This window comes from Arcanobacterium ihumii, from assembly GCF_900604515.1.
GTDB classification, from domain to species: Bacteria; Actinomycetota; Actinomycetes; order Actinomycetales; family Actinomycetaceae; genus Arcanobacterium_A; species Arcanobacterium_A ihumii.
This window is the reverse complement of sequence record NZ_UWOS01000001.1, coordinates 68,561-92,077: the sequence shown is the minus strand read 5'-3', so window position 1 is coordinate 92,077 and position 23,517 is coordinate 68,561. Positions and strand designations below refer to the sequence as shown.

The following is a 23,517-nucleotide window of genomic DNA, read 5'->3' as shown; positions in this document are numbered from 1 at the left end:
TAATATCAAGGCAGTATTAACTGGGTACGTAAGTTTGGATTATGAAACCTTTACTGTCTAACCGAAAATTGCTGGGATCTGCTTCGCGCATTGTCATTAAAGTGGGTTCGTCTTCGCTCACCAGCTCAGACGGTTCGCTCAACGAGGCTCGGCTGGCCGAACTTGTTGACGTCGTCGCGCTGGCACGCCAGCGTGGTCAAGAAGTTCTTTTAGTTTCTTCGGGAGCTGTAGCTGCCGGAATTCGGCCGCTTGGCTTTAAATCTAGGCCCAAGAGTATTCGCGACCAACAGGCCGCGGCGATGGTCGGACAATCTCGACTCATGCATGCCTATGCTTCTAAATTTGCTTCGTATGGTATCACCATTGGTCAGGTTCTTTTAACGCCTGACGACGTCGTAAATCGTCGCCACTACTCGAATGCTCAAGGCTCCCTGAAGCGCCTCTTGCACCACGGCGTCGTACCTATCGTGAATGAAAATGATGCGGTGGTTTCCGATGATCTTCGATTTGGTGATAACGACCGTCTTGCGGCTCTTGTTGCACATCTCGTGGATGCAACGGCACTGATCCTTTGCACCGATGTTGATGGATTGTTCACCGGTCCGCCTTCGCAACCTGGTTCGGTACTTATCAGTGACGTCAGTAATATGCGTCAGCTTGATAGCTTGACGATCACTGGCAAGGGCTCTGATGTTGGCACTGGCGGAATGCGAACAAAAGTTGCTGCGGCAGATATAGCCACTGCTGGTGGAATTGGAGCACTCTTAACCTCGACGGATTCTCTTCGTTCGGCGCTTAACGGTGAGAACGTTGGAACGTGGTTTTTACCAAGACGTAAACGATCGTCGGCTAGATCACTGTGGATGAAGTATTCGGCTCGCGTCAATGGTGTGTTAGTGGTCGACGACGGCGCTGCCCATGCCTTACGAACTGGGGGAGCATCCCTACTAGCGGTGGGAATTCGTCAGGTTAGAGGATCGTTTGCTGCTGGAGACATGGTGGAAATACGCGATTTGTCCGGAGAAAAAATAGCTGTGGGAATGGTTGCATTTTCAAATGGTGAAGTTGAGAAGTTTATCAATGGTTCTGAGCAGGGGAAAGGGATTCGGGCGCCAAGGGCTGTTGTCCATGTGGACGATTTGGTTTGCTAGAATTGTTCAAAACTCGGCATAATTCCGAGCATAAATGGGGAGAAAGGATCGAGATGACTTTAGAACTTCCTATTTCGATGGAAGTGGATAACGGGTCCACCGTGAAAGCTGATGGTGGTGGGGCAAACAAAAATCTAACCACAACTGCATGGACCGGAATTGATCTCTCTGTGCTCGGTGCGATGTCCAGCGAGATTCTTGATGAGTACGGTCACGATGTATCTGTTGATCATCTCAACTTTCCTCGGCTAGCAGCGTCAGTTAAAGCTGCGCTTGAAGGAGGACTCGACTTTATTACTCTTGATCGATCTTTCCATACGCGTTCTGATCAACAGCCAAAAGACGGCGCTCTTGATGGCGTAAAAGCAGCATCGAAGCTTATGAACCTTGCACCGGGCGGTATTTCTGTTGAAGTTCCACCATTGATGAAATTTGTTGAAGTAGGTGCAGAAGCTCTTGTATCTGATAGGGGCGGTTGGTCAACGATTGAACTACAGGTTAACGCTACATCGGACTTTACGGAATTGGCGAAGATGGCGCAGGTTTCCCACGCCAAGGGTGTCAAGGTCAGCGCAACTACCGCCGATCCTGCCTTTGCCGCAAGTCATGTTGCTGAAATCGTTGCTTTTGCAGACATGGTTCGAATTAAGACGACGGAGCCTATCGCCGCGCGTAAACTACGCACTTTGCTTCGTGGTGAGGCTGCCAAGAAGAATCGAGAGATTCTGGTGTTTGTTGATCTCGGTATCGTTATATCAGCTTCCCGCCAAGCTGCAGAGGAACGTGCTGTTTTGATTTCCGATATCAACCACCGTCCAATATTTCAAGGAATTGCATCGGTAACTGGCACTGTATATGATGTAGCAGATGCTTTGGAAAGCTGGGTTGGTTCTGGATCTGCAGACGGAATTGTTTTTATTCCTGCATCCCTTCCTACAGACTTAGCTTCGGTACTTCGCGGTGTACTTCCTTTGATGCGAGAGAGAATGAAGACAGAAGAGGAACTTCCTAGGTTAACGAATTTTCACACTTTTGATGGAAAATAGAGTTAGCAATAAAAACTAGGTGGTGGTGTTAACCAGGCTTTGGTTAACACCACCACCTTTATTTCCATCCGCATTGGTAAATCAATGTAAAGGCAAGGGAAGAAATCTTCCTCGGGTGGAAGGGGTTAGTTTTCTTTACCTTCCAGTGAAGTCGGGGCATCTGTTGAACGGTACTTCAGACCCCATACCAAGAGTGATCCGATTAAGACAGCTACGATGATAAACCAAAGACCGGCAAGCTTATCGCCGGTTTGCTCTTCGAGGTAACCCATAACGGTCGGTCCAAGGAATCCTCCGATCAAACCACACATGTTCATGAATGCCACAGCTGCTGCAGTGGTTGCACCAGAGAAGCGTTGCTGCGGGACGGTGAAGAGGATGGACTGAATGACGAAAAGCTGTGAAGCTGCGATGAAGAATCCGATAACGGCTACCCAGATATTGGTGTGAGTGAGAGCTGCGATAGTAAGACCAGCTGCAACAGTGACGAATCCAGCGGATGCGATCATCTTGGATTTCTTTAATCCAACTGCATACTTTGGAAGGAACCAAGAACCAAGAGCTGCTGCGATCCATGGAATTGCGGTGATCAGACCAACGGTAATTGTGCTCATATGCGAGTCGTAGGACTTAATCATGGTCGGGAGGAAGTAAGACAGCGAGTAAACAGCAATCTGATGGGTGAAGTAGGCAAGAACAACTAACCACAAGATCGGATCCTTGACTACTGGGCCAAGCGAGCGTAGATCGTTGTGCTGTGACGACTCACCGACATCTTCGGACTTGATAACGTGATCTAGAAGTGATTTGTCACTTGCAGAGAGCCACTTGGCTTCGCGAGGTGTGTTTGGAAGGATCTTCCAGACCAAGAATGCGAGGAGTACTGCTGGAGCACCTTCGATAATGAACATCCACTGCCAACCTTGCAGACCGCCGAAGCCGTCAAGCTGGAGGAGAACACCTGCTAGCGGAGCTCCAACGATATTTGCAATGGAAACGCCGAGAAGGAAGATACCGATAGCGCGAGGGCGGTACTTCTGCGGAAACCAGTACGAGATGTAGAGAATGATTCCTGGATAGAGCCCTGCTTCGGCTACGCCGAGAAGAATACGAATTACGTAGAAGGAGATATCGTTCCAGACTAGAGCCATGGACATCGAGATAATGCCCCAGGTGATCATGATTCGGGTAATCCAGAAACGAGCTCCAACTTTATGCATTATAAGGTTGGATGGAACTTCTAGAACTGCGTAGCACAGGAAGAACAGACCTGCACCTAGGCCATAGGCTCCGGCGGAAAGTCCGATGTCCGCGCCGAGGGCTTCTTTTGCCATGCCGATATTTGTTCGGTCAATGAAGCTAATAATGTAGACGGTAACGAGCAACGGCATTAATTTACCGAAGTTTGTTTTCGTCAAAACTTCGATTCGTTGACTGTTAGTACTGTTGAGTTTCATTGCTGGAGAATGTGTTTCAGGCATAGTCTAATCCCTTGATTCTGAGCTCGCGAGGGGACGTAGCAATGTGATTGCCGGTCGTTTTTGAGCGTGATCATTATTTTGTTGATTGTGGGTTCTTTTGTTGTTGTAAAAAGAACGACTCATCATTGAGTACGGGCGCCACGTTCTCGTTGTGATCAGACTCTCAACTGACAACCAATTAAGCAATGTTAAGTTGATTGATTTTTTGGCAATTTTTACCGGAGGTTCACAGAGTACATTTTATTTAGCTTTCTGAGCTGGGCTAATTATCATTTCATAGTGTTAAGTGGGGCACTTAACTCCATTAAGGAATGTGCTAAAAAACTAATGAATACTCTCAAAATGTCATTTATGGGGGGGGCGGATCAACCTTCGTTGATCCACCCCCCCCATAAATGAACGCAGAGAATTCTTAAGAAGAAATGCTTATTGGGCGCTGCCAGCTTCTGACTCGGCAATTTGCTTGCGCACTTCATCCATATCGAGCTTTTGTGCTTGGTTAATCAAGTCATCGAGAGCGTTCTTGTCCAGTGCTCCAGCACCTTCATAGATTCGAATTCCATCACGGAAGACCATGAGAGTCGGGATAGACATTACGTTGAAAGCCTGAGCAAGATCTGCCTGAGCTTCGGTATCTACTTTTCCGAACTTGATATCTGGGTGGCGTTCGGAGGCATCTTCAAATACCGGTCCGAACTGTCTGCATGGACCACACCAGGCGGCCCAGAAGTCTAAAAGGACAGTTCCTTCTTCAACGGTTTCACCAAAATTTTGACTTGTAACTTCGAACGTTGCCATTAGTGACCTTTCGTTTTGCAGTAGATAACCTACGTTACCTTTATCATTAGATACAACGCCCAGAGATTCCATGTATTCCCTTAAAATTGAGCTATGGAAGAAATCACGCTCGAAATCGAGGAAGCTACGTTAGGAGTGGCTCGGCGCACCAAGACGGCGTCGGTATTACTTCGTTCTATGCCAACTTCCCGAAAAAACGCATTGCTTAATACTATTGCGGCTCAACTTGTTCATGACTCTGAAACTATATGTGAAGCTAATGCTCTTGACATGGAAGAAGGCCGCAAAAACGGAATGACAGAGGGGCTCTTGGATCGCCTATTCCTTGACGATGCGCGCATTGAAAAAATAAGCGATGCGGTAAGAGAAGTTGTTGAACTCCCAGATCCTGTAGGTGAAATCCTGAGCGAGACTACTTTGGACAACGGCTTGGTCCTTACTCAGAAACGGGTTCCAATCGGTGTCATTGCAATGATTTACGAGGCACGGCCCAACGTCACTGTGGACGCGGCGGTCCTTGCCCTCAAATCTGGAAACGCCGTCGTACTTAGAGGCGGAAGCGCAGCGAAAAACACCAATATTGCCCTAATTGCTTCGATGAAACGTGCGCTTGATGCACAAGGTATCAACAGCGACGTCGTCAATACAGTTGATAATTTTGGACGCGCAGGTGCGGCGGTGCTGATGAAGGCGCGCGGCCTGGTCGATTTAGTTATTCCTAGGGGCGGTGCAGGGCTTATTAAAACCGTAGTCGAAACGGCAACAGTGCCCGTTATTGAAACAGGTGTGGGAAATTGCCATGTTTACGTCGATAAATACGCTGATTTGGTGAAAGCGCTTGCAATTGTTGAGAACTCAAAGCTTCATCGAGTCGGAGTATGTAACGCGGCGGAAAAACTCCTGGTCCATGCTGACATTGCACATAAATTCCTGCCAAAAATCTACGATGTTTTTGCCAAGAATTATGTAACGGTCCACGCCGATGTGGAAGCTCAACGCTTTGCGCCTAAGTCCTTGAAGATGCTCCCAGCACATGGAAAAGATTGGGAAACCGAATATTTAGCAAAAGAGATAGCAGTACGAGTGGTTGCAAATATAGATGAAGCAATCGCACATATCGCAATGTATTCCACCGGTCATACCGAGGCAATAGTATCGGAAGACGACTCTGCTATTGCCAAGTTTGTTGAGAACGTGGATAGTGCTGCGGTGATGATTAATGCATCAACTCGATTCACCGATGGTGGAGAGTTTGGATTTGGTGCAGAAATTGGGATCTCGACTCAGAAGCTACATGTACGTGGACCGATGGGGCTCAGTGCACTGACCAGCTTTGCTTGGATTGTTAAGGGAGACGGTCATGTCCGAAAATAACACCTCTAGTGGGCACGGTATGGAGAATACTGAGGCTCATCGACGTAAAATTGGGATCATGGGTGGAACATTCGATCCGATTCACCATGGGCATCTAGTGGCTGCTTCTGAAGTTCAGCACCATTTTGGTTTAGACGAGGTTGTATTCGTTCCCACAGGTTCGCAACCTTTCAAAAAGGATCGCAAAGTCACCTTTGCCGAGCATCGTTATTTAATGACAGTCATTGCAACGGCCAATAATCCGCGATTTTCAGTTTCACGAGTCGATATTGACCGCGGTGGAACAACCTACACGATAGACACGCTCCGTGATATCCAAGAAGCCTATCCAGATTCGGACTTGTTCTTTATTACAGGTGCGGATGTGCTTCCTCAGATTTTACAATGGAAAGATCAAGATGAGCTGTGGGAACTCGCTCATTTCGTAGGTGTTAATCGGCCTGGTCACGAACTAGATACATCAGGTTTGCCTAAGAATGGCATCACTTTGCTTGAAGTTCCTGCGATGGCGATCTCTTCAACAGACATTCGAAATCGTGCCGGAAATCAGCGACCCGTATGGTATTTGGTGCCAGATGGGGTAGTTCAGCATATAAACAAGTATCATTTATATAAAGAAGACCAAGCTACGACCACTGCGTTGGTTCCCGAGCAAGAAGTCGTAGCTGAATCTGGAACGGTTCATCAAGACGGTATTGGGAAGGAACAAGTATGAGTGAGACTCCTCGCTTGAGTCGAAAAGAGCTGCGTGAGCTGGGAAAACTTGCTACACGCGAAAGTGACTCTCCTTCGCTAACCGAAACTGCCGAGTTGCGGCTACGTCGTCCTTCCCGTAAGGAATTACGCGAAGCGGAACGTAGTAATGCAACTGCTGAGCACGCTATCATGCAAGGTTTTTCCTCGCGTCAAAATGCCGAGTCCACTGCCGAAAATACTGAGGACGGCGCGGAAAAGTCGCCGAAATCACACGTATCTAAGCACTCGCATGGTTCTCCGGCCCACAATGAAGCAGAGTCCATTGCGCGTCACGAAGATATTCCTAGGGCAGAAGCTGAGTCTATTGCGATTCCACAAAAGAAGCTCGACTCCGTTTTAGCAGCTGAGGCTGGGAGCACCAAGTCTCGTGCGACTGAGAAACGCGAGCTTGAACCTACCGTTGTTGACGATGCTACTTCGAAAAAAGAAACAGAAGTAGTCTCTACGGAACCGGACCGTTCTACCTCGGACCAGCCGATTCGAACCTCGGTCTTCAACCGGTTTGATAACGACGACGAACCAAAGCGGCCACGAAGTCTACGTGAGCGCCTTCTAGAGCGCACCCGTCGCGATAATGATTTGGCGCAGTCGGATGAAGTTCCGGCTACAGGAAATGCTGATGTTGCGCAGCCAAAAGAAACACCCGAAATAAATTCTGAGTCGAAGCCGGATGACTTTGTGATTCCTGCTTTTGTTAGCCCGATTGAGGCAACACCTATTTCTGAAACGCCGGCAGAAGAACGATCTGTAGCAAAGGTAGAGACTGTTGAAAAAGTAGATGCGAAAGCAGATCTTCCTACTCAGTTACCGGTGAAAGATGAATCTGAAGCGAAAGCGAATGAGGACCCTGCGAATGGTGCTGCTAAGCAAGAAAAGGAATCCGTAGCAGGCTCTGATTCTATTGTAGCGCCGTCGGAATCTCAAAAAGCAGTTGAAACTGCAGCTTCCGAAGAAGAATCTTTGGTTTATGAAGAAAGTGGGAAACGAAACTGGATTGGTTTGCTCCTCCTCATCGCCATTGGAGCTTTGGTTGGTTACCTGCTCGGATCGTGGGTATCAACCTTCTTAGCCGATTCTACATCGGTCACTCCAGTTGCAAACCTCGCAACTGTATTCCAGATCTAAGAAATTTATTTTTCAGATCAATTTAAAAGATACATGCTCAACGAAAGGTTATTGTGAGCGCATCTCAGACTTCTATCGATATGGCAATTACCGCAGCACGCGCTGCTGGCGAGCTAAAAGCAACCTCGATCACCGCGATCGACGTTTCAGAGCGTTTGGTTTTGACCGACGCATTCTTGGTGGTATCAGGATCGTCTGAACGTCAGGTTCGTTCCATCGTTGACGCCGTGGAAGAAGCCGTCGAAAAGGCTGGGCATAAGCGCTTGCGTCGCGAAGGTCTCGACGGCGAAGCACATTGGGTTCTGTTAGATTTTGGTGACCTTATGGTGCATGTTCAGCAAGATGAGGATCGTGAATATTACGTGCTAGAGAAGCTTTGGGGAGACTGCCCAGAAATTACTCTTCCGGACGACGTCATCGCTGATCCTGAGTACAAAGAATCATCAATGGCTGAGTACTTCGACTTCTCTGATTTGGGTACCGACTGATTTTCTGAGTTGAGGCGCTTAGCCTCATCGACTCATTTCAGGTATAGCTAATCCACAAGGTTAAGGATGGAAGTTGGCTGTTCAACAGATAGTTTTTTGGCGTCACGGGCAAACAGATCTCAATCTGCAAGGGCGAATTCAAGGTTCTTCTGATATTCCCCTCAACGAAAAGGGACGTTCTCAAGCCAAAGCTATTGCACCGGAACTGGCGAAGTTAAACCCAAATAAGATCTTTGTTTCTGACCTCGGCAGAGCTCAAGAAACCGCTCAGTTCCTAGTCGATCTGATCGGCATCGAACCATTCGTGACACCGCAACTTCGTGAGCGTTGCTACGGAGTGTGGGAAGGTCAAACTTCTGATGAGATCAAAGCGCAGTGGCCAGATGAGTGGCTTCAATGGCGTACCGGCAACGAGCCTGAGGGAGTGGGAGTAGAAACTCGCGAGCACTGTGGCATTCGGGTGCGCGACTTTGTTGAAAACGCTGTTAATAATGCCGACGACGGCGAGACGCTTGTTTTTGTAGCCCACGGTGGTTCAATCGTTAACGGTATAATGTCTCTCTTGGGAATGAACCCATCGGAGTGGGCTGGGATCCAGGGTTTGGATAATTGCCGTTGGGCGGTGCTAAAGCCACGCAAGGGATCGAATCCGCAGTGGAGATTGACCACCTACAATGTGGTCAATGTTGCTAGCGATGAATTGGAAAACGTGTGGCGATAGCTCGGTACTTCGGCTGATAATGCTTGGATAAAGACGTGCTTCTCGCGGTCTTGTAGTGGACTTTTGGTAACCAAGTGAGCTGATTCACCCCAATCTTGTCAGTACGAAATTGGCAAATTAGGCGAGCGCTGAGTAATATTAAACGAGTCTAAGGGGCATTGGCGCAGTTGGTAGCGCGCTTCCATGGCATGGAAGAGGTCAGGGGTTCGAATCCCCTATGCTCCACGTTAAAGGGTTCGCAACGATAATTCGTTGCGAACCCTGAAGTTTACCCCAGCAAGATGGCAGCCTGTGCTAAAACCTGGAACTTTGGTCGAAGAATTCCTTTTCCCAGATACACGATGTTAGAAAAGCCGTGGTTGCCCTCTCGCGAGTCTTCGATCCAGAATTTTCCATTGCCAATTCCAAATACTTAATCACCTGGCTAGTAGCCTCTATAAAACCTGGATCATGGTAGGTATCTAGCCAGCGTTTATATGGGTGGTCAGGGAAGTTGTATTCGGACAGCCTTTCACCGAGTTCGGCATAGATCCAGAAACAGGGCAATACCGCAGCGATTCCTACGCAGTAGTCTTCAGTTGCACACACACTGAGTAAATGGTTGATATAGCCGGTGGAAACAGTAGAAGGATCAAGCTGGGTCGCCTCGGAAAACTCATCGTCGCTATGGCTGGCTAACCATTCGCGATGTAGCTCTTGTTCAACCAAAATTGCGTTGGAACTTGAAGTTGACCAGAAAACCGACTCTTGAGGATCTGTGGCGACCACTGCCAGCAGGCTCAAAGCCCGAGCGTAACCATCAAGATACAGTGCATCTTGCCTTTGATAAACGGTAAATTCCCATGGATCAAGGTTTCCGGATCGTAGATCAGCCAGAAAAGGTAGCTCCCAAGTTTCCTCTAGTGCCGGAGTTGCCAATTGCCATAGTAACTTCGTCCATTTACCTTGTGGTGGAACGTGATCACAGAGGTCTATCGTGTCGGGACAAGAGGCGTTTACGAATTCTACTTCATATTTTGATAGATCGTTATTTAAGCTAGCGCGATTAATCCATGTTTTCACCTGGGCGGAACACTCTAACCTGCGCATTTGATGTGAATGATCAATTGGTCCTGAACCATGGCCAACGTGAAGGCTCGGCGCATATCTAATCGATTCTTCCAGCCATTTTGTGACCCAGGAAAGTGCCTTCCCATAAGAATCACCTCCTGCTAACCTCGTTGCCAATGCGCTTGACATCGAACATCCAGTCCCATGGGTGCACGCGGTATTGAACCGTATACTGCGTGCTTGTGAAATTATTCCCTCACTCGAGACGATGTAATTCTCAATCTTGGTCTCATGAAGGTGTCCAGCTTTAACAATTACTTTCGCGCCCGTCGTCGTAGCAAGAGTCTGTGCGGCTGTTACAGCACCTTCAGAAGAAACGATCGTCCCTTTTTCGTGCCCACAAAGGATCTCTAATTCAGGGATATTTGGGGTGAGAACTGTGGCTAAGGGGAGTAGTTCACGTAACGCATTAATTGCATCGTTTTCGAGAAGGACGCCACCTGAGGTTGCAACCATGACCGGATCTAGCACGACGATGGGTGGTTTTACCTCCATTAACCACGTACGAACAGTTGAAATGTAATCACATCGACCGAGCATCCCAATTTTGACTGCATCGATATCCACATCGCTTGAAATTGCTTCCAATTGGTCTGCTAAAACACCAGCCGGTGGATAGAAAATCGACGTCACCCCACGTGTATTTTGCGAAACTAAAGCAGTAAGGGCTGAAAGTGCAAAACCACCTGCTGCTTGGATCGACTTAATATCAGCTTGTGCTCCGGCCCCTCCGGTGGGATCGGTTCCGGCGATCGAAACTACTCTGGGAATAGTCATGATAAACCTCGTATATTCTTCCAAGTATTTGCCATAAAGGCGGTTTTGAGCTCGGGATTCCGTGCGCGAATGATGTCTGAAATGATCGCGGCATTATGGATTGACGTTTGAGCAATGCTGGATATGTCCGACTCAGTTATTCCACCGATTGCTGTAACCGGTATCGGTAACCGGCTGGCGATACTAGCAATTCCTGAAATTCCAAGCGGCGGTGGAGCATCGGGTTTTGTTGTTGTATTTCGTACGACGCCGATGCCCACGTAGTCGATTACACCTTTCAGTTCCGTACAAGCTTGAATTTCACTAGGGGATGATGCCGAAAGACCGATGATTGCTTTAGAACCGACGAGCTTTCGGGTTACGTATGGATCAAGGTCGGTTTGACCGATGTGAACGCCATCGACCTTTATTCCTTTTGCTCGTGCGGCTAAGAAAACGTCAATGCGATCATTAATAATCAATGTGATTTCATCGTGAACGATTTCAGATACAGCGCCAGCTAAGGCTAAAAAGAACTGTGAATCGCAGTTTTTCCACCGAAGTTGAATAATGGATACTCCACCATTTACCACTTTCTTGCAGAAAGATGCCGTTTCTTCAATTAATGCAAATGGTCCTGCAAGTGAAGACTTCTGAGCGTTAACTGTCAACGGGTGGTACTGGTGGGTTAGCTCCGGATCGGTAACGAAATAAATACCTTCTGGAGTACCGATCATATCTATTGAACCTTTGCTCCAGAACGAATAGCTTTTTGGTCGAGCAAATAAAGCTCATCAATAAATGTGGGAGAGAAAGTTCCAGGTCCACGTACTTGATTTGATGCTCGTTGCGCAGCTAGACCAAAACAAATATGCGCGGCGGCGGTAGCAAGGAGGGCGTCGTCGGAAAGCGAAGTAAATGCAGCGATAAGGGCGCCGAGTGAACATCCAGATCCCGTCACAAAACTCTGGATCGAATCACCATTGTTACAGGTAATTAAACGATCTCCGTCGGTAATATAATCAACGGCGCCAGAAACGGCTACCACTGTATTGTGTTTGCTTGCGAGCTCTTCAGCAAATGCCTGAGCAGCAAGGACGGATTCGCGAGCGTCAATACCTGCTCCAATTGGTTCGCCACCACCTAAGGCGATGATCTCGGAAGCATTTGCTCGGATTACGCTTGGTTGGTAAGCAAGTAACTCTTTGGCTAATCGCGTTCTAACTGGCAAAACTCCAATACCAACAGGGTCCAGAACCCATGGTTTATTATTTCTTTGAGCGTTCTGTGTAGCCTGGGGAATTGCTAACTGTTGGGTATTTTCAAGAGTGCCAAGATTGATTAATAATGCATCTGCGTATTCGATGAATATGCTCGCTTCCCAAGGGGTATCAATCATTGCGGGCGATGCGCCAGCAGCTAGTAGAACATTGGCTGTGAGATTTTGAACCACTGTGTTGGTAATACACTGAATGAGGGGCCGAGAATGCTTAAGTTCAGTCCATAAATTCACGGTTGTGCTAATAATAAAATCAGATGTTAAATAGGCAGACGTAGCCACGACGATTCCTCCGCTCGCATTATCGAGATCAGGTTTGCGGGTATATTCTCAGCTCCGTAGCGGAGCACCCCGTGTCTTTCTCTCAACGATAACGCAATTGAATCAATTTGTTAAGGAATCCCACTGTTTTGACGAGACGCGCCTCATTGTTGTGCAGATTAAAATATGGCAATCTAGTTAAATGTTTACGCTTTATTCGATCGCTGATGTCCCCCTATTATCGCAGGTGAGCTTTAATCCTGAGGTAATCATCGCTGAATCAGGAGCCGATAGAATCGGTTCATTGAATTCTTCTCAGGTAATGGAAATGGACATTCTTAATGAAGTTGACGATCTGGATAATTCGGCCGGCATGGCGATTGGTCAAGAGCTAAAATATGCTATATCTCGTCGCATTTTGCTTTGGGTGGCCGTCGTTGACTCAAATAATGTGGACCGCTTGAAAGTAACCATGGGGGAGGACGTGGTGCGTATTGCCGGAAAGAAATTCGCCACCCCAGGTTATCTTCAACATCGCTTCCCGCATTCGCAGACTCTAGTGCCAGTGGTCGTTAGCCCTACTAAGTTTCTTAGATCCTTGTTGGAAAAACAGAACCGCAATGACTGGGTGTGCGACCATCTTGAGGGAATTGACTCAAGGAAAATTGCATCAGAGAACTTCATCTTGCTCAAGAAGCACGAAGTGTCGATTGTAGAACGCACACTTTTCTTTAGAATGTTCCACTCTCCGAAGTTCATTGCCTACTTGGTGGTCTTTGTTTATTCAAGCTTACGGGCGCTCCCCGTCGTCTTCGTACCTCATTTTCATGGCAACGTCTGGGTGTTATGGTCAATGGACGTCTTCACAGCAGTTCCATATACGTGGGCACTAATCGAAATGTTTGCCGGCCGCACGTGGCTACGGCGTCTGATCGGGCTTATCGTTGCGCTAGGTACTTTTATTGCACCATATATTTACTTCTGGGCAAATGGTAAACACTACCCACCGATAGTAAATGCAATCGTCATCGGATTCATCGTGACGGCGATTCTCATCGAAATCTATCGGTGGGGTAGAGATCGTACGGTTAGTTCAGTTGTCAGCGTGGATCTTGCCCAAGAATTGTTCGCAGGATACCGGTCAGCATAAACCAAGCACCGCTGGCCCAGAACAGCACAAGCAACCAAACTGGCTTTTGTGGATATATTGCAACCATTGTTGCAACGGACATAATCCAAATAGTAATGGCAGTGATGTTAAATGCCATGAGTTTCTTGACGCGGAATGGATGCGTGTAATGGGTTGGAACCAAGGTAAGAATTGCAAGAATAATGGTTACAGAAGCATTAAATAGCCAACCTGTTTCCAAGACATAGAAGATAACTGCCACAATATTCCATGCAGCGGGGAAGCCGACGAAGTAAAAATCGGTTGATTTCCACTGTTTGTTGGCATAGCAGAACATAGATGAAACTACGATCAGAATCATCAATGCCATTGCTAGCGGTTTCGGGCCAAGTGGTAGATACAAGTACATAAACACTGCGGGGATGAATGTCCATGTCAAGTAATCAATCGCGATGTCGACGATTCCACCGTCAAACCAATCGACGAATTCCTTTACACGAGCTTTGCGTGCAAGTGTCCCGTCAAGGGCATCGATAACCATGGCGATTCCGAGCCAGAACCACATCCACTCAATCTCTCGATCGATAAGCGAAAGAGTTGCAAGGCAAGCAAATACCAGCCCGGAGAGCGTGAAAGAATGGACTCCCCATGCGATGAGGCGTTGGAAAGAGGTAGAAGGAGCCTGGTCGGGCATGTGTACTCCCTGATTATCTATGATGGAGAGTTGATTGGATAGTGAACGAAAATGTGCGCTCTGGATACCCAATTTATTGCTTGCTAAGCTTAGCAAGATGCGCGCCTAAAGTAATAAAAGCAAAGCGTATAGTGTGGATTATTGTGGTCACACGGATGTTTAAGAGATAGTTATATTTTAGTCTAGAAAATGTTATAAACTTCAGGCATTCTGGAGATACAAGAACGGTAACTCTCCGGTACTGACGGTGCTGGGATTATTGAACCTTGATCTTTAGAAAGCTACTGTACATACCGAATATGATACAAAACATTTCTTCTAAACAAAGGAGTTCGCCATGAAGAAATTGATCAATTCTCCCGAAACTGTGGTTGCAGATGCCCTACGTGGCATCGAAGCTTCGGACTCGAATGTACGAGTCGATCACGAAAACCGCGTTGTGCTTCGCTCTGTCAAGAAAGACGCGGGAAAGGTTGCGATCATTTCTGGTGGAGGTTCTGGACATGAGCCTCTTCACGGCGGGTATGTTGGCAAAGGTATGCTTGATGCGGCATGCGCTGGCGAAGTTTTCACCTCACCAACTCCAGATCAGATGCTAGCTGCAACGACTGAGGTAGACGGCGGTGCAGGAGTGCTCCACATCGTAAAGAACTACACGGGCGATATCATCAATTTCGAAATGGCCGCTGAACTTGCTGCAGACACAGGTATCGAAGTGCGTACGGTAGTTGTTGCAGACGACGTCGCAGTGCAGGATTCTTTGTATACCGCAGGCCGTCGTGGCGTGGGCGGTACGGTTCTACTTGAAAAAATCGTAGGTGGTGCGGCTGAAGCTGGTCTGGGTCTAGACGAAGTAACTGAGCTTGCGCAGCGGGTAGCAGACAATGTTCGCTCAATGGGAATGGCGTTGACATCGTGTACCGTTCCTGCTGCTGGAAAACCAACCTTTGATTTACCAGAAAACGAGATGGAGATCGGCATTGGGATTCACGGTGAGCCAGGACGCCATCGTGAGTCATTCACCGATGCAAAAGATATTGCACGCCAGTTAGTTGAACCAATTTTGGCAGATCTGGATTTTACTAACTCCGATACGATTGTGCTTGTTAATGGAATGGGCGGAACTCCGCTACTCGAGCTCTACATCGTTTTCGCAGAAGTGAAGGCGTTACTTGATGAGGCTGGTGTGAAGATTTCCCGTAATCTTGTGGGTAACTACATCACTTCACTGGAGATGGCTGGATGTTCAGTTACCATTCTCAAGGCAGATAACGAAATGGTGAAGTACTTCGACGCACCAGTAGTTACCGCAGGAATGCGGTGGGGAGAGTAATCGTGATTACAACTGAATTTGTTACAGCATGGATTGGTCGTTTTGGAGATCTGATTCAAGAAAACGCAGCCATGCTTACCGAGCTTGATTCTCCGATCGGCGATGCCGACCATGGTGGAAATATGGCTCGAGGAATGAATGCGGCGGTTCCTGTTTTAGCCGATGCCTCTAATCTTGAGGCTCAACTCAAAGGACTGGGAATGACCATGCTCTCCAAAGTTGGCGGAACATCAGGACCTCTCTATGGAACGTTCTTCCTTAAAGCAGCGAAGGAATTAGGTGCACAAACCGAGGTAGCTGACGAAGTCTTCATCCACGCTCTGCGAGCAGGACTTGATGGCCTCGTTGCTCGAGGAAAAGCAGAACTCGGTGAGAAAACGATGGTTGATGCCATCACGCCAGCGATCGAAACGCTCGAAGCAGCCGGTGACGTGGCATCTGGCGCACAAGCTGCTTTTGACGCAGCCGCAGCTGGGCGCGACGCAACTACTCCCATGTTGGCGAAGAAAGGGCGTGCATCTTACCTGGGTGAACGTTCTATCGGACACCAAGATCCGGGAGCGACGTCGGCAACCATGCTGTTTGAAGCTCTTGCAGGAGCCGTTTCATGAGCGTTGGAATCGTTGTAGTTTCTCATTCGAGGAAGCTTGCACAAGCGGCTGTGGACCTTGCCAATATCATGGTGCATGCAAATCCGCCGAAAATCTCAATTGCCGCCGGTTTAGATGACGGTAGTTTCGGCACAGATGCCACTCAAATCATGACGTCTATCGATGAGGTCGATTCTGGAGACGGTGTTGTTATCTTCGTCGATATGGGATCTGCAGTGATGAGCGCTCAAACTGCGATCGATTTGCTCGAAAGCGATGCGCACATTTGTTCTGCACCTTTCGTTGAGGGAATTACGGCAGGAGTTGTAGCTGCAGCTACTGGCAACAGCATGGACCAGGTCATTCATCTAGCTGAAAATAGCTTGAACGCTAAACGCCAAGCTTTAGGAGAGGACGAAGCTGGAGTTTCTGTTGAGGGTGTTTCTTCGCTAGAAGAAGGATCGTCGTCGGCTTGCGAAGCGGATGTCGAAATCGTCAACGATGTTGGTCTCCATGCGCGCCCGGCGGGCCGACTTGCTCAACTCGTTTCCGAATTTGATGCGCGAGTGGAAATCTCTTCCGAGGAGAGAGGACCAGTGGAGGCAGATTCGATGATGGATCTTATGTCTCTCGGTGCAGGGCTGGGAGATGTTCTCCATATCAGGGCCACTGGCGCGCAGGATACAGAAGCTCTCGATGCAATAGTGGCATTTGTCCGTGAAGGAATGGGCGAATAACCTTAAAAGCGAATAATTGAATCTCAATAAAAGTGTTGATGGGTGCAATAGTGTGCATCCATCAACACTTTTGTTTGTGTTTCTTACCTAACAAAAACTTGCGTTCACCTCGCGAATAATATAAAACTGACTAGTCAGTATAAAAACATATGTGGACGTGGAGAATAACAATGGATGCACAACATGATCCGGTGATTGAAGCGAAATCGGTGGCATTAAATGGACCGCGTGGCGCAGTCATCGAACCGCTGGACTTCACCATCTACCCGGGCACTTTAACACTGTTGCTCGGACATGGTGGCTCTGGCCGTACCTCCTTACTCCTCGCTCTGACTGGACGTTTGAAGCTGTCTTCGAATTCCTCCTTAACCGTACTTGGCTATCACCTTCCTAAGGGGCTACGCCATGTTCGTGAGCAATCGGAGATCGTGGGAATTCAAGACTTAGACGAACTCGATGAACAAGTTACTATCGGTGCGACCTTGCGCGAGCGGTTATCGTTGCAATCACGCGCGTGGACCCACATTCCTAGGATTCACGACGATGATGTTGCGCGTTATCTTGCTCCTGTATTTGGAGACCGCGAGATTCCTCATGCTAAGGATCTTGTTTATGAACTTAATGAGTTAGACAACCTTCTAGTCAGGATTGCACTTTCACTTATTTCTGAGCCTAAAATTCTTGCACTTGATGACCTCGATTCTTTGCACGAAAACTATGATCGTAAAGTTTTGGTTGAGGTATTAAACAGGCTTACGGATCAAGGGGTTACTGTGATCGCCTCGGCAACCAGCGAAGATGTTCTTAATCTTCCTTTAGGCTCGTCGCACAATGTTATTATTTTGAACAACTCACGTGAGGAACGTTAATGTTTGCTTGGAACACACATGGAACCGAACTCAAGCGTTTCCTTCGGCTACCGCTTACGCGAGCGGCTATTGTTGCTATTTTGCTAATTCCTTTGCTCTATGGCGCAATGTACGTATGGGCGTTTTGGGATCCAACGGAACGTCTTCGTGATCTTCCCATCGCCGTCGTTAATGAAGATACGTCAGCAACCACAACAGATGGTGAGACGGCTCATTTTGGTGATGACGTCGTCAAAAAACTTGTGGACGAACAGCCACTTGACATTACGGTTACGAATGCCCAAGAGGCAACCCGCGGAATCGAAAGTGGAAAATACTATTTCATGTTGAAGATTCCCAAGGATTTTTCGGCGAATATTATTTCTCTGGGTACTCAAATGCCACAAGAAGCAAATATTGACGTTACCTATAACGATGCGAACTCTTTCCTTGGATCGATTCTCGGGCAAAATGCCATGAAAGAGCTTCGAACCCGTGTTTCTTCAACGGTAAACCAGGAGATTTCTGAAAAGATGCTGACAGGCCTGTCGGATGCTCACGATGGTCTGGCAAAAGCTCACGACGGTGCCAGCCAGCTCGGTGGGGGAATCGATCAGCTGAAATCGGGAAATACAGAGCTTGCAAACGGAGCCAATAAACTGAACGACGGTGCAGGAAGATTGTCGTCAGGGATAGGTCTGTTGGCACAAGGAGCACTCAAGCTTCAGGATGGAATTGACCAAGCTCATAACGGAAGTATCGCTTTGACCTCTGGATCAGGGCAACTTGCGACCGGTGCAACTCAGTTGTCGGCTGGTGCACAAAAACTCTCTGGTGGGGCCACCCAGGCTCAAGCCGGAGCGAATACTTTGCATAATGGAACTACCCAGTTGCTTGGAAACGTAAAGACTCTAGCTGGAGGTGTTGCGCAGCTCTATAGTGGAGTACATGGAGATCCAAACGACCCAGCCAACCCCGGACTCCAGCCAAGTCTTGACAAAGCTACAACTGGCGCTCAACAGCTTGCAAGTGGAGCAAAACAGCTATCCGATGGGGTTGCAGCCGTACAAGGCGCACCTCTCGATACCTTGATTACCATGCTCGAAAGCGGAGATCCGTTGAAACAGCAGATTGCTGCCACGAAACTCCGTGAGTCTATTGCACAAACTGCAGCGGGCGCTAAACAAGTATCCGATGGATTGAATGGTACTGCACAAACCCCAGGACTTGCCCCTTCATTAGCAGCTATCGACGCTGGTGTGAAGAATAAACTCGTTCCTGGAATTGACCAGCTCTATGCGGGAACCAATTCTACGACGAACGAGAACCTCGTAAGCGCAGTTACAAAGATCGATGCGGGAGCAGGTTCTCTGAGCTCTGGTTTGACGCCACTGGCAAGCGGTGCTCAAACTTTGGCCTCGAAGCTCAATGAACTCTCGACGGGTGCTAATCAACTCAGCCAAGGTTCAACGAAGCTGAGCTCTGGGCTCGAACAGCTCAGCGTGGGCGCTCATAAGGCTGGAGATGCGACTGGTCAGCTTGCCGATGGCTCAAACCAACTAGCTGACGGTGCTGGGAAGCTTGTAGATGGTGCTAATAAACTCGCTGATGGTTCCCAGCAGGCATCTGATGGGGCACATGAACTGGCGCAGAAGCTTGGCGAAGGAGCGGATAAGCTACCATCCTCCTCTCAAGAAATGGTGAAGGTCCAATCTAAGGCGATTTCACATCCTATAACGCTTGCTAATGAAAACGAGAACCCGGCTGAGTCGTGGGGAGAGGGTTTTGCTCCGTTCTTCATGTCCCTTGCTCTCTGGGTTGGTTCGCTGATCACGTGGTTGCTCCTTCGCCCACTACCTACGCGGCTAATGCTCACTTCAGCACGTAGCTGGAGAATCGTAGCATCGATTTTGCAGCCTGCTTTGGCGCTTCTTACCGGTCAGGTTTTGATCATGTTAGGAGTCATGCACTGGGCAGTTGGCGTTGACTACACACATACATGGGGAACCATCGGTTTCACGCTACTCGTTGGTGCAGCCTTCATGACTATCCAGCACGCAATCCAAGCCGTGTTCGGTGCGGCGCCAGGTAAATTGATCGCAATCGTGTTCTTGATGGTTCAGCTGGCATCGGCTGGCGGAACCTATCCAGCGGACGTAACTCCGAAATTCTTCCAAGTTCTCCATCCGTGGATGCCGATGACTTATGCAGTTGAAGGATTACGTGAAACAATTACTGGTGGAGTGGAAGCGCGTCTAGGATTCGCGGTTGTGGTTCTATTGGTCATTACAATCGCTTCGGTTGCAATTAGCATTGCAGCAACGGCACGCAAGCGGGTGTGGAATGTGAATTCGCTTCACCCGGCATTGTCACTTTAATTAGTTTTTGAGGAAGGTAGAGCAATGGCAATGAAGCACATTGACGGTAGAACGGCACGGCGTGGAGATACGCGTGAAGCGGTTTTTGAAGCTGCTCTAGGTCTGTTCGCAGAGAAAAGTGTGTCTGCGACTTCCGTCGACGACATTGCTGCTACTGCCAAAGTAGCGAAGGGGAGCATCTACTATAACTTTGGCTCCAAGTCAGGTTTAGTAGATGCCCTCCTGAGCTACTACCTTGAGGATATGCGTGACCACCTAGCCGCAGCGATCGGCGATTTGTATGGTTGGAAGGCCATTTCTGCAATGATCACTGAGATGCTAGGTGCTATCCGAGATCGTGAGAAGACGGCGAAACTACTAGCTTCCGAATTCTTCCGTACTGATCGATCTTGGTATGATACAACGCGCAAGTGGCACCGTAATATTTCACTTCTAATTGAAGAAGCTCTTATTGAAGGGCAAAAGCGGAACGAAGTAGATCCTACACTTGATCCATCGATTGCAGCCAATAGCGTACTTGGCGCGACGCTCATGGCCGGATTAGCTTGGCGAATTCATTCTAAGGAACGCCCATTGGAAGAAATAGCGGCATCCATCAGGGCAGTAGTAATAGTTGGGCGCGATCAAGATTAATCGCGGTTTAGATTGATTAAAGACTAGACTTACCCGGAAAACAAAGTGGTGTGGGTGAGCTTGGGATTTCTAAGCTCACCCACACCACTGTTTTTGCAGGATTCCCATTACTTCGATGAAGCTACAAAAGGCTCGAGTTCAAAGATCAGAAAGCAGGAATGATTTCACCATTCGGGTACTTATCCTTGATAAAACTTGCAACCTCTGGGGAATGCAAAAGTTTGTCAAGTTTTTGGATAGCTTCAACCTTCTTTGAATCCCTGTTCCATGCGAGGAGGTTAGCGTATGGGTTGTTCTCACCAGATTCGACTGCTAGAGCGTCTTTGGACGGTACTAGACCCGCTTCAAGCGCAAAGTTTCCATTGATAACGGCGGCATCCGCGTCAGGAAGCTGAACCGGAATTGCTGGAGCTTCGGATTCAACAACCTTGAGGTTCTTAGGGCTACTCTCGATATCGAGAAGAGTAGGATTCTTCGTGTTCTTGAGCTTAATCAGTCCTTGTTGCTCAAGAAGCAAAAGTGCGCGTGCTTGGTTCGAAGGGTCATTGTTAACGAGGATACGTCCGCCTGTAGGGATATCTTCAAGTTTCTTGTACTTTTTTGAGAATAAGGCGTAAGGCTCAATGTGGACGCCTTTTCCATGCTCAAACTTAAATCCCTTCTCCTTTACTTCAGACTCAAGGTATGGAAGATGCTGGAAGAAGTTTGCATCAAGTTCTTGAGCATCAAGAGCTACGTTTGGTTGCACATAATCGGTGTATTCCTTGATTTCTAGATCGATACCAGCATCCTTAGCGAGCTTTTCGTCAACAAAACGAAGGATATCTGCGTGTGGAACGGGCGAGGCTCCCACAGTAAGTGTGACGACGCCGTCGGCGTTCTTTCCGTCTGAATCGTTCGATCCGGACGAGGAGCAAGCGGCCAGTGAAAGCGTAGCTACTGCAGATACTGCAATGATCTTTTTGAAATTTCGCATGGTCTTCCTTTGATGGATATGGTTCACCAATAAAAGTGATTAATAATTTAACTTAAAACGAGGTAAAGGGCTTTGATCTGATACAGAGGTACTCGGTAAGCTCTTTACTGAGTCCCGGTTAGCGGTTCCTTAGCGGTGGTCCACTAACCGGCTTAGCATGTCACCGATCATTTGGATGATCTGGACGAGGATAAGAATTACGACGACGACGATAACAATTACGTCGAACTGGTAGCGCTGGTAGCCATAGTTAATTGCGAGGGCTCCAAGTCCACCGCCACCGACGGCAGACGCCATTGCAGAGTACCCAATAATCGTGATCGTCAGGATCGTGATTGACTGAATAATTGACGGAAGCGACTCGCGCACAAGCACGCCCCACATAATAGATATGCGAGATGCACCCATCATTTGGGCAGCCTCAACTTTTCCTATCTCAACTGCAAGGACGTTTGATTCAACCATACGTGCGAAATATGGAATAGCCGATACTACTAACGCGATTGTGAATGCTTGCCATCCGATGGCGGTAAGCCAAGGTAAGCGCAGGGCACGAATAGCAAACAGGACGACGATTGCCAAGATAATGAATGGAATCGCGCGACCGAGGTTGATGATTGTTCCTAAAACCTTGTTTGCCACTGTGCTTTGGATCAGGCCACCTTTACGAGTTTCGGCAAGAATGACGCCGAGTGGTAGTCCTAGTACAACGGTGAAGAAGGTTGCCACGAAGATCATTAAGAGACTTTCGAATGTGGCAGGTACAAGCATCTGTTGAATTGCTGGATTATTGAACCAGCTATTTCCAGCTTCTGTGAAAATGCTATGGGGAGAAGTTAACGCAATTTGAAAAACGTCGTTCACGCTACACGCACCTTCGAATAGATGTTGTGGTCAGCGAAAGCTTGCAGAGCTACTGGGACCTTAGTGTGTGGCATGGTTAAAGCGAGTCGTGAAACCTGGGTGGATCCAACTGTTTCGAAGAGACCTGCAGCGATATCCGCACCGAGCTGAGAGGCTAGGCCGATTACCTTCGATCCTGCTGGCTCGCCTGGATGTGCAGTAAAGAAAACATCGATGATGCTCTGCCCGCCAATTGATGACGCATCTACCGTTGGAAGCGGAACCAGTTTCAAACTCAATGCAGAATCAGGTTGTGATACTGCATCGGAGAGACTAGCGGATTCGAGGACTTTTCCTGAATCAAGAAGTGTAACCGAGTCGCAAATCTTCCGTACCACGGACATTTCATGCGTAATAACGACGACGGTAACACCGGTTCGATCGCGAACACTCTTTAAGAGGTCAAGGATTTGATCGGTGGTCTCCATATCGAGAGCTGACGTAGGCTCGTCCGCTAAAAGAACAGCGGGAGCATCTGCGATTGCTCGTGCAATCCCGACTCGCTGACGTTGGCCACCGGAGAGCTGTGAAGGGTATGAGCTTTCGCGTCCGGACAAACCGACGAGTTCGAAGAGTTCCTTCACTCGTTGTTTGCGTTCAGCAGTGGGAACACCTGCTAGCTTCAACGGATAAGCAACATTTGCTCCGGCAGTGAGGGAATCTAGGAGGTTTGCACCTTGGAATACCATACCAATGTTTCGGCGTGCCTTGCGCAATGCACTTTCAGGAAGGGTTGTGAGGTCTTGGCCGTCAACTTCGATGATTCCTGATGTTGGACGTTCCAGCGCCGTGAGGCAGCGAATTAACGTGGACTTACCTGCGCCTGATTCCCCGACGATCCCGTGGATAGAACGAGCAGGAATTGAAAGTGATAAATGATCTAAAGCGACGACGGAATCTTGCCCCTTACGCGGGTAGACTTTGGTTACGTCTTGAAGATCGATCATGAT

The 23,517-nt window shown here is 48.2% G+C and carries 23 protein-coding genes, 1 tRNA gene and 1 riboswitch; of the genes, 15 read left to right on the top strand and 9 right to left on the bottom strand.

The features are described from left to right. Positions 1 to 41 precede the first annotated feature (41 nt). Both proB and EIH22_RS00410 read left to right on the top strand, forming a co-directional pair. Positions 42 to 1,151 (top strand): glutamate 5-kinase, encoded by a 1,110-nt coding sequence (gene proB / locus EIH22_RS00415; RefSeq protein WP_124053845.1) that lies wholly within the window; start codon positions 42 to 44, stop codon positions 1,149 to 1,151. Between the two features lie 53 nt (positions 1,152 to 1,204). Further along, complete coding sequence (locus EIH22_RS00410; RefSeq protein WP_124053844.1) at positions 1,205 to 2,197, top strand: LLM class oxidoreductase; 993 nt, start codon at positions 1,205 to 1,207, stop codon at positions 2,195 to 2,197. 125 nt (positions 2,198 to 2,322) lie between these two features. Here the strand turns inward: EIH22_RS00410 and EIH22_RS00405 are convergent, their stop codons facing one another. Continuing rightward, entirely contained in the window at positions 2,323 to 3,678 is a 1,356-nt protein-coding gene (locus EIH22_RS00405) for an MFS transporter (RefSeq protein ID WP_200829126.1), read from the bottom strand. Positions 3,679 to 4,104: 426 nt separating this feature from the next. After that, on the bottom strand, positions 4,105 to 4,476 hold the full coding sequence (gene trxA, locus EIH22_RS00400; RefSeq protein ID WP_124053843.1) for a thioredoxin: 372 nt from the start codon (positions 4,474 to 4,476) through the stop codon (positions 4,105 to 4,107). 93 nt (positions 4,477 to 4,569) lie between these two features. Between trxA and EIH22_RS00395 the strand changes: the two genes are divergently transcribed. The 6 genes from EIH22_RS00395 to EIH22_RS00370 all read left to right on the top strand — a co-directional run bounded on the left by EIH22_RS00395 (position 4,570) and on the right by EIH22_RS00370 (position 9,165). Continuing rightward, positions 4,570 to 5,850 carry a glutamate-5-semialdehyde dehydrogenase gene (locus EIH22_RS00395; protein ID WP_124053842.1) on the top strand — a complete coding sequence of 427 codons (1,281 nt, stop codon included), beginning with the start codon at positions 4,570 to 4,572 and terminating at the stop codon, positions 5,848 to 5,850. Next, the gene (gene nadD / locus EIH22_RS00390) at positions 5,837 to 6,565 is read left to right on the top strand and encodes a nicotinate-nucleotide adenylyltransferase (protein ID WP_124053841.1); all 729 of its coding nucleotides are present in this window, start codon (positions 5,837 to 5,839) and stop codon (positions 6,563 to 6,565) included. Before EIH22_RS00395 ends, nadD begins: the two co-directional genes overlap by 14 nt. Next, on the top strand, positions 6,562 to 7,731 hold the full coding sequence (locus tag EIH22_RS00385) for a hypothetical protein (RefSeq protein ID WP_124053840.1): 1,170 nt from the start codon (positions 6,562 to 6,564) through the stop codon (positions 7,729 to 7,731). The genes nadD and EIH22_RS00385 overlap by 4 nt, the downstream gene beginning before the upstream one ends. Positions 7,732 to 7,784: 53 nt before the next feature. Beyond that, on the top strand, positions 7,785 to 8,219 hold the full coding sequence (gene rsfS, locus EIH22_RS00380) for a ribosome silencing factor (RefSeq protein WP_124053839.1): 435 nt from the start codon (positions 7,785 to 7,787) through the stop codon (positions 8,217 to 8,219). Between the two features lie 73 nt (positions 8,220 to 8,292). Next, complete coding sequence (locus EIH22_RS00375; RefSeq protein WP_124053838.1) at positions 8,293 to 8,940, top strand: histidine phosphatase family protein; 648 nt, start codon at positions 8,293 to 8,295, stop codon at positions 8,938 to 8,940. 152 nt (positions 8,941 to 9,092) lie between these two features. Continuing rightward, positions 9,093 to 9,165, top strand: a tRNA-Ala gene (locus EIH22_RS00370). 69 nt (positions 9,166 to 9,234) lie between these two features. Here EIH22_RS00370 and EIH22_RS00365 read toward each other — a convergent pair. The 3 genes from EIH22_RS00365 to thiM form a co-directional block, all read right to left on the bottom strand. Next, the gene (locus EIH22_RS00365; protein WP_124053836.1) at positions 9,235 to 10,827 is read right to left on the bottom strand and encodes a bifunctional hydroxymethylpyrimidine kinase/phosphomethylpyrimidine kinase; all 1,593 of its coding nucleotides are present in this window, start codon (positions 10,825 to 10,827) and stop codon (positions 9,235 to 9,237) included. Beyond that, positions 10,824 to 11,543 carry a thiamine phosphate synthase gene (gene thiE, locus EIH22_RS00360; protein WP_124053834.1) on the bottom strand — a complete coding sequence of 240 codons (720 nt, stop codon included), beginning with the start codon at positions 11,541 to 11,543 and terminating at the stop codon, positions 10,824 to 10,826. The genes EIH22_RS00365 and thiE overlap by 4 nt, the downstream gene beginning before the upstream one ends. A gap of 2 nt (positions 11,544 to 11,545) precedes the next feature. Continuing rightward, positions 11,546 to 12,367, bottom strand: a complete 822-nt coding sequence (gene thiM / locus EIH22_RS00355) for a hydroxyethylthiazole kinase (RefSeq protein WP_235001708.1) — start codon at positions 12,365 to 12,367, stop codon at positions 11,546 to 11,548. Further along, positions 12,355 to 12,449, bottom strand: a riboswitch (TPP riboswitch). (Overlaps the previous gene by 13 nt.) 99 nt (positions 12,450 to 12,548) lie before the next feature. Between thiM and EIH22_RS00350 the strand changes: the two genes are divergently transcribed. Continuing rightward, a complete protein-coding gene (locus tag EIH22_RS00350; protein WP_124053832.1) occupies positions 12,549 to 13,496 on the top strand; it encodes a hypothetical protein in 948 nt (315 codons plus the stop codon). On the opposite strand, the gene EIH22_RS00345 is transcribed toward EIH22_RS00350, so the two are convergent. Further along, positions 13,447 to 14,169 carry a CDP-alcohol phosphatidyltransferase family protein gene (locus EIH22_RS00345; RefSeq protein WP_124053830.1) on the bottom strand — a complete coding sequence of 241 codons (723 nt, stop codon included), beginning with the start codon at positions 14,167 to 14,169 and terminating at the stop codon, positions 13,447 to 13,449. The two genes, EIH22_RS00350 and EIH22_RS00345, sit on opposite strands and share 50 nt — an antisense overlap. A gap of 337 nt (positions 14,170 to 14,506) precedes the next feature. Between EIH22_RS00345 and dhaK the strand changes: the two genes are divergently transcribed. The 6 genes from dhaK to EIH22_RS00315 all read left to right on the top strand — a co-directional run bounded on the left by dhaK (position 14,507) and on the right by EIH22_RS00315 (position 20,688). Next, complete coding sequence (gene dhaK / locus EIH22_RS00340) at positions 14,507 to 15,502, top strand: dihydroxyacetone kinase subunit DhaK (RefSeq protein ID WP_124053828.1); 996 nt, start codon at positions 14,507 to 14,509, stop codon at positions 15,500 to 15,502. 2 nt (positions 15,503 to 15,504) lie between these two features. Further along, a complete protein-coding gene (dhaL, locus tag EIH22_RS00335) occupies positions 15,505 to 16,113 on the top strand; it encodes a dihydroxyacetone kinase subunit DhaL (protein ID WP_235001707.1) in 609 nt (202 codons plus the stop codon). After that, on the top strand, positions 16,110 to 16,829 hold the full coding sequence (gene dhaM / locus EIH22_RS00330) for a dihydroxyacetone kinase phosphoryl donor subunit DhaM (protein ID WP_124053826.1): 720 nt from the start codon (positions 16,110 to 16,112) through the stop codon (positions 16,827 to 16,829). The genes dhaL and dhaM overlap by 4 nt, the downstream gene beginning before the upstream one ends. Positions 16,830 to 16,999: 170 nt before the next feature. Next, positions 17,000 to 17,698 (top strand): ATP-binding cassette domain-containing protein, encoded by a 699-nt coding sequence (locus tag EIH22_RS00325; RefSeq protein WP_160148985.1) that lies wholly within the window; start codon positions 17,000 to 17,002, stop codon positions 17,696 to 17,698. After that, the gene (locus EIH22_RS00320) at positions 17,698 to 20,055 is read left to right on the top strand and encodes a YhgE/Pip domain-containing protein (RefSeq protein ID WP_124053819.1); all 2,358 of its coding nucleotides are present in this window, start codon (positions 17,698 to 17,700) and stop codon (positions 20,053 to 20,055) included. The genes EIH22_RS00325 and EIH22_RS00320 overlap by 1 nt, the downstream gene beginning before the upstream one ends. A 24-nt stretch (positions 20,056 to 20,079) precedes the next feature. Beyond that, positions 20,080 to 20,688 carry a TetR/AcrR family transcriptional regulator gene (locus EIH22_RS00315; RefSeq protein ID WP_124053818.1) on the top strand — a complete coding sequence of 203 codons (609 nt, stop codon included), beginning with the start codon at positions 20,080 to 20,082 and terminating at the stop codon, positions 20,686 to 20,688. Positions 20,689 to 20,833: 145 nt separating this feature from the next. Here EIH22_RS00315 and EIH22_RS00310 read toward each other — a convergent pair whose 3' ends face one another. From EIH22_RS00310 to EIH22_RS00300, 3 genes are all read right to left on the bottom strand, one after another. Then, complete coding sequence (locus tag EIH22_RS00310; protein WP_124053817.1) at positions 20,834 to 21,664, bottom strand: MetQ/NlpA family ABC transporter substrate-binding protein; 831 nt, start codon at positions 21,662 to 21,664, stop codon at positions 20,834 to 20,836. A gap of 129 nt (positions 21,665 to 21,793) precedes the next feature. After that, positions 21,794 to 22,528, bottom strand: a complete 735-nt coding sequence (locus EIH22_RS00305) for a methionine ABC transporter permease (protein WP_235001706.1) — start codon at positions 22,526 to 22,528, stop codon at positions 21,794 to 21,796. Further along, positions 22,525 to 23,514, bottom strand: a complete 990-nt coding sequence (locus EIH22_RS00300) for a methionine ABC transporter ATP-binding protein (protein WP_124053816.1) — start codon at positions 23,512 to 23,514, stop codon at positions 22,525 to 22,527. The genes EIH22_RS00305 and EIH22_RS00300 overlap by 4 nt, the downstream gene beginning before the upstream one ends. Between the last annotated feature and the right edge of the window lie 3 nt (positions 23,515 to 23,517).

What these genes read in the sequence shown, in the direction of transcription:
- thiE (WP_124053834.1), bottom strand. Translation starts at nt 11,543, where the DNA reads ATGATCGGTACTCCAGAAGGTATTTATTTCGTTACCGATCCGGAGCTA.
- EIH22_RS00410 (WP_124053844.1), top strand. Translation starts at nt 1,205, where the DNA reads ATGACTTTAGAACTTCCTATTTCGATGGAAGTGGATAACGGGTCCACC.
- EIH22_RS00345 (WP_124053830.1), bottom strand. Translation starts at nt 14,169, where the DNA reads ATGCCCGACCAGGCTCCTTCTACCTCTTTCCAACGCCTCATCGCATGG.
- EIH22_RS00385 (WP_124053840.1), top strand. Translation starts at nt 6,562, where the DNA reads ATGAGTGAGACTCCTCGCTTGAGTCGAAAAGAGCTGCGTGAGCTGGGA.
- dhaM (WP_124053826.1), top strand. Translation starts at nt 16,110, where the DNA reads ATGAGCGTTGGAATCGTTGTAGTTTCTCATTCGAGGAAGCTTGCACAA.
- EIH22_RS00325 (WP_160148985.1), top strand. Translation starts at nt 17,000, where the DNA reads ATGGATGCACAACATGATCCGGTGATTGAAGCGAAATCGGTGGCATTA.
- trxA (WP_124053843.1), bottom strand. Translation starts at nt 4,476, where the DNA reads ATGGCAACGTTCGAAGTTACAAGTCAAAATTTTGGTGAAACCGTTGAA.
- EIH22_RS00310 (WP_124053817.1), bottom strand. Translation starts at nt 21,664, where the DNA reads ATGCGAAATTTCAAAAAGATCATTGCAGTATCTGCAGTAGCTACGCTT.
- EIH22_RS00395 (WP_124053842.1), top strand. Translation starts at nt 4,570, where the DNA reads ATGGAAGAAATCACGCTCGAAATCGAGGAAGCTACGTTAGGAGTGGCT.
- EIH22_RS00365 (WP_124053836.1), bottom strand. Translation starts at nt 10,827, where the DNA reads ATGACTATTCCCAGAGTAGTTTCGATCGCCGGAACCGATCCCACCGGA.
- proB (WP_124053845.1), top strand. Translation starts at nt 42, where the DNA reads ATGAAACCTTTACTGTCTAACCGAAAATTGCTGGGATCTGCTTCGCGC.
- EIH22_RS00315 (WP_124053818.1), top strand. Translation starts at nt 20,080, where the DNA reads ATGGCAATGAAGCACATTGACGGTAGAACGGCACGGCGTGGAGATACG.
- EIH22_RS00320 (WP_124053819.1), top strand. Translation starts at nt 17,698, where the DNA reads ATGTTTGCTTGGAACACACATGGAACCGAACTCAAGCGTTTCCTTCGG.
- nadD (WP_124053841.1), top strand. Translation starts at nt 5,837, where the DNA reads ATGTCCGAAAATAACACCTCTAGTGGGCACGGTATGGAGAATACTGAG.
- EIH22_RS00350 (WP_124053832.1), top strand. Translation starts at nt 12,549, where the DNA reads ATGTTTACGCTTTATTCGATCGCTGATGTCCCCCTATTATCGCAGGTG.
- EIH22_RS00405 (WP_200829126.1), bottom strand. Translation starts at nt 3,678, where the DNA reads ATGCCTGAAACACATTCTCCAGCAATGAAACTCAACAGTACTAACAGT.
- EIH22_RS00300 (WP_124053816.1), bottom strand. Translation starts at nt 23,514, where the DNA reads ATGATCGATCTTCAAGACGTAACCAAAGTCTACCCGCGTAAGGGGCAA.
- dhaK (WP_124053828.1), top strand. Translation starts at nt 14,507, where the DNA reads ATGAAGAAATTGATCAATTCTCCCGAAACTGTGGTTGCAGATGCCCTA.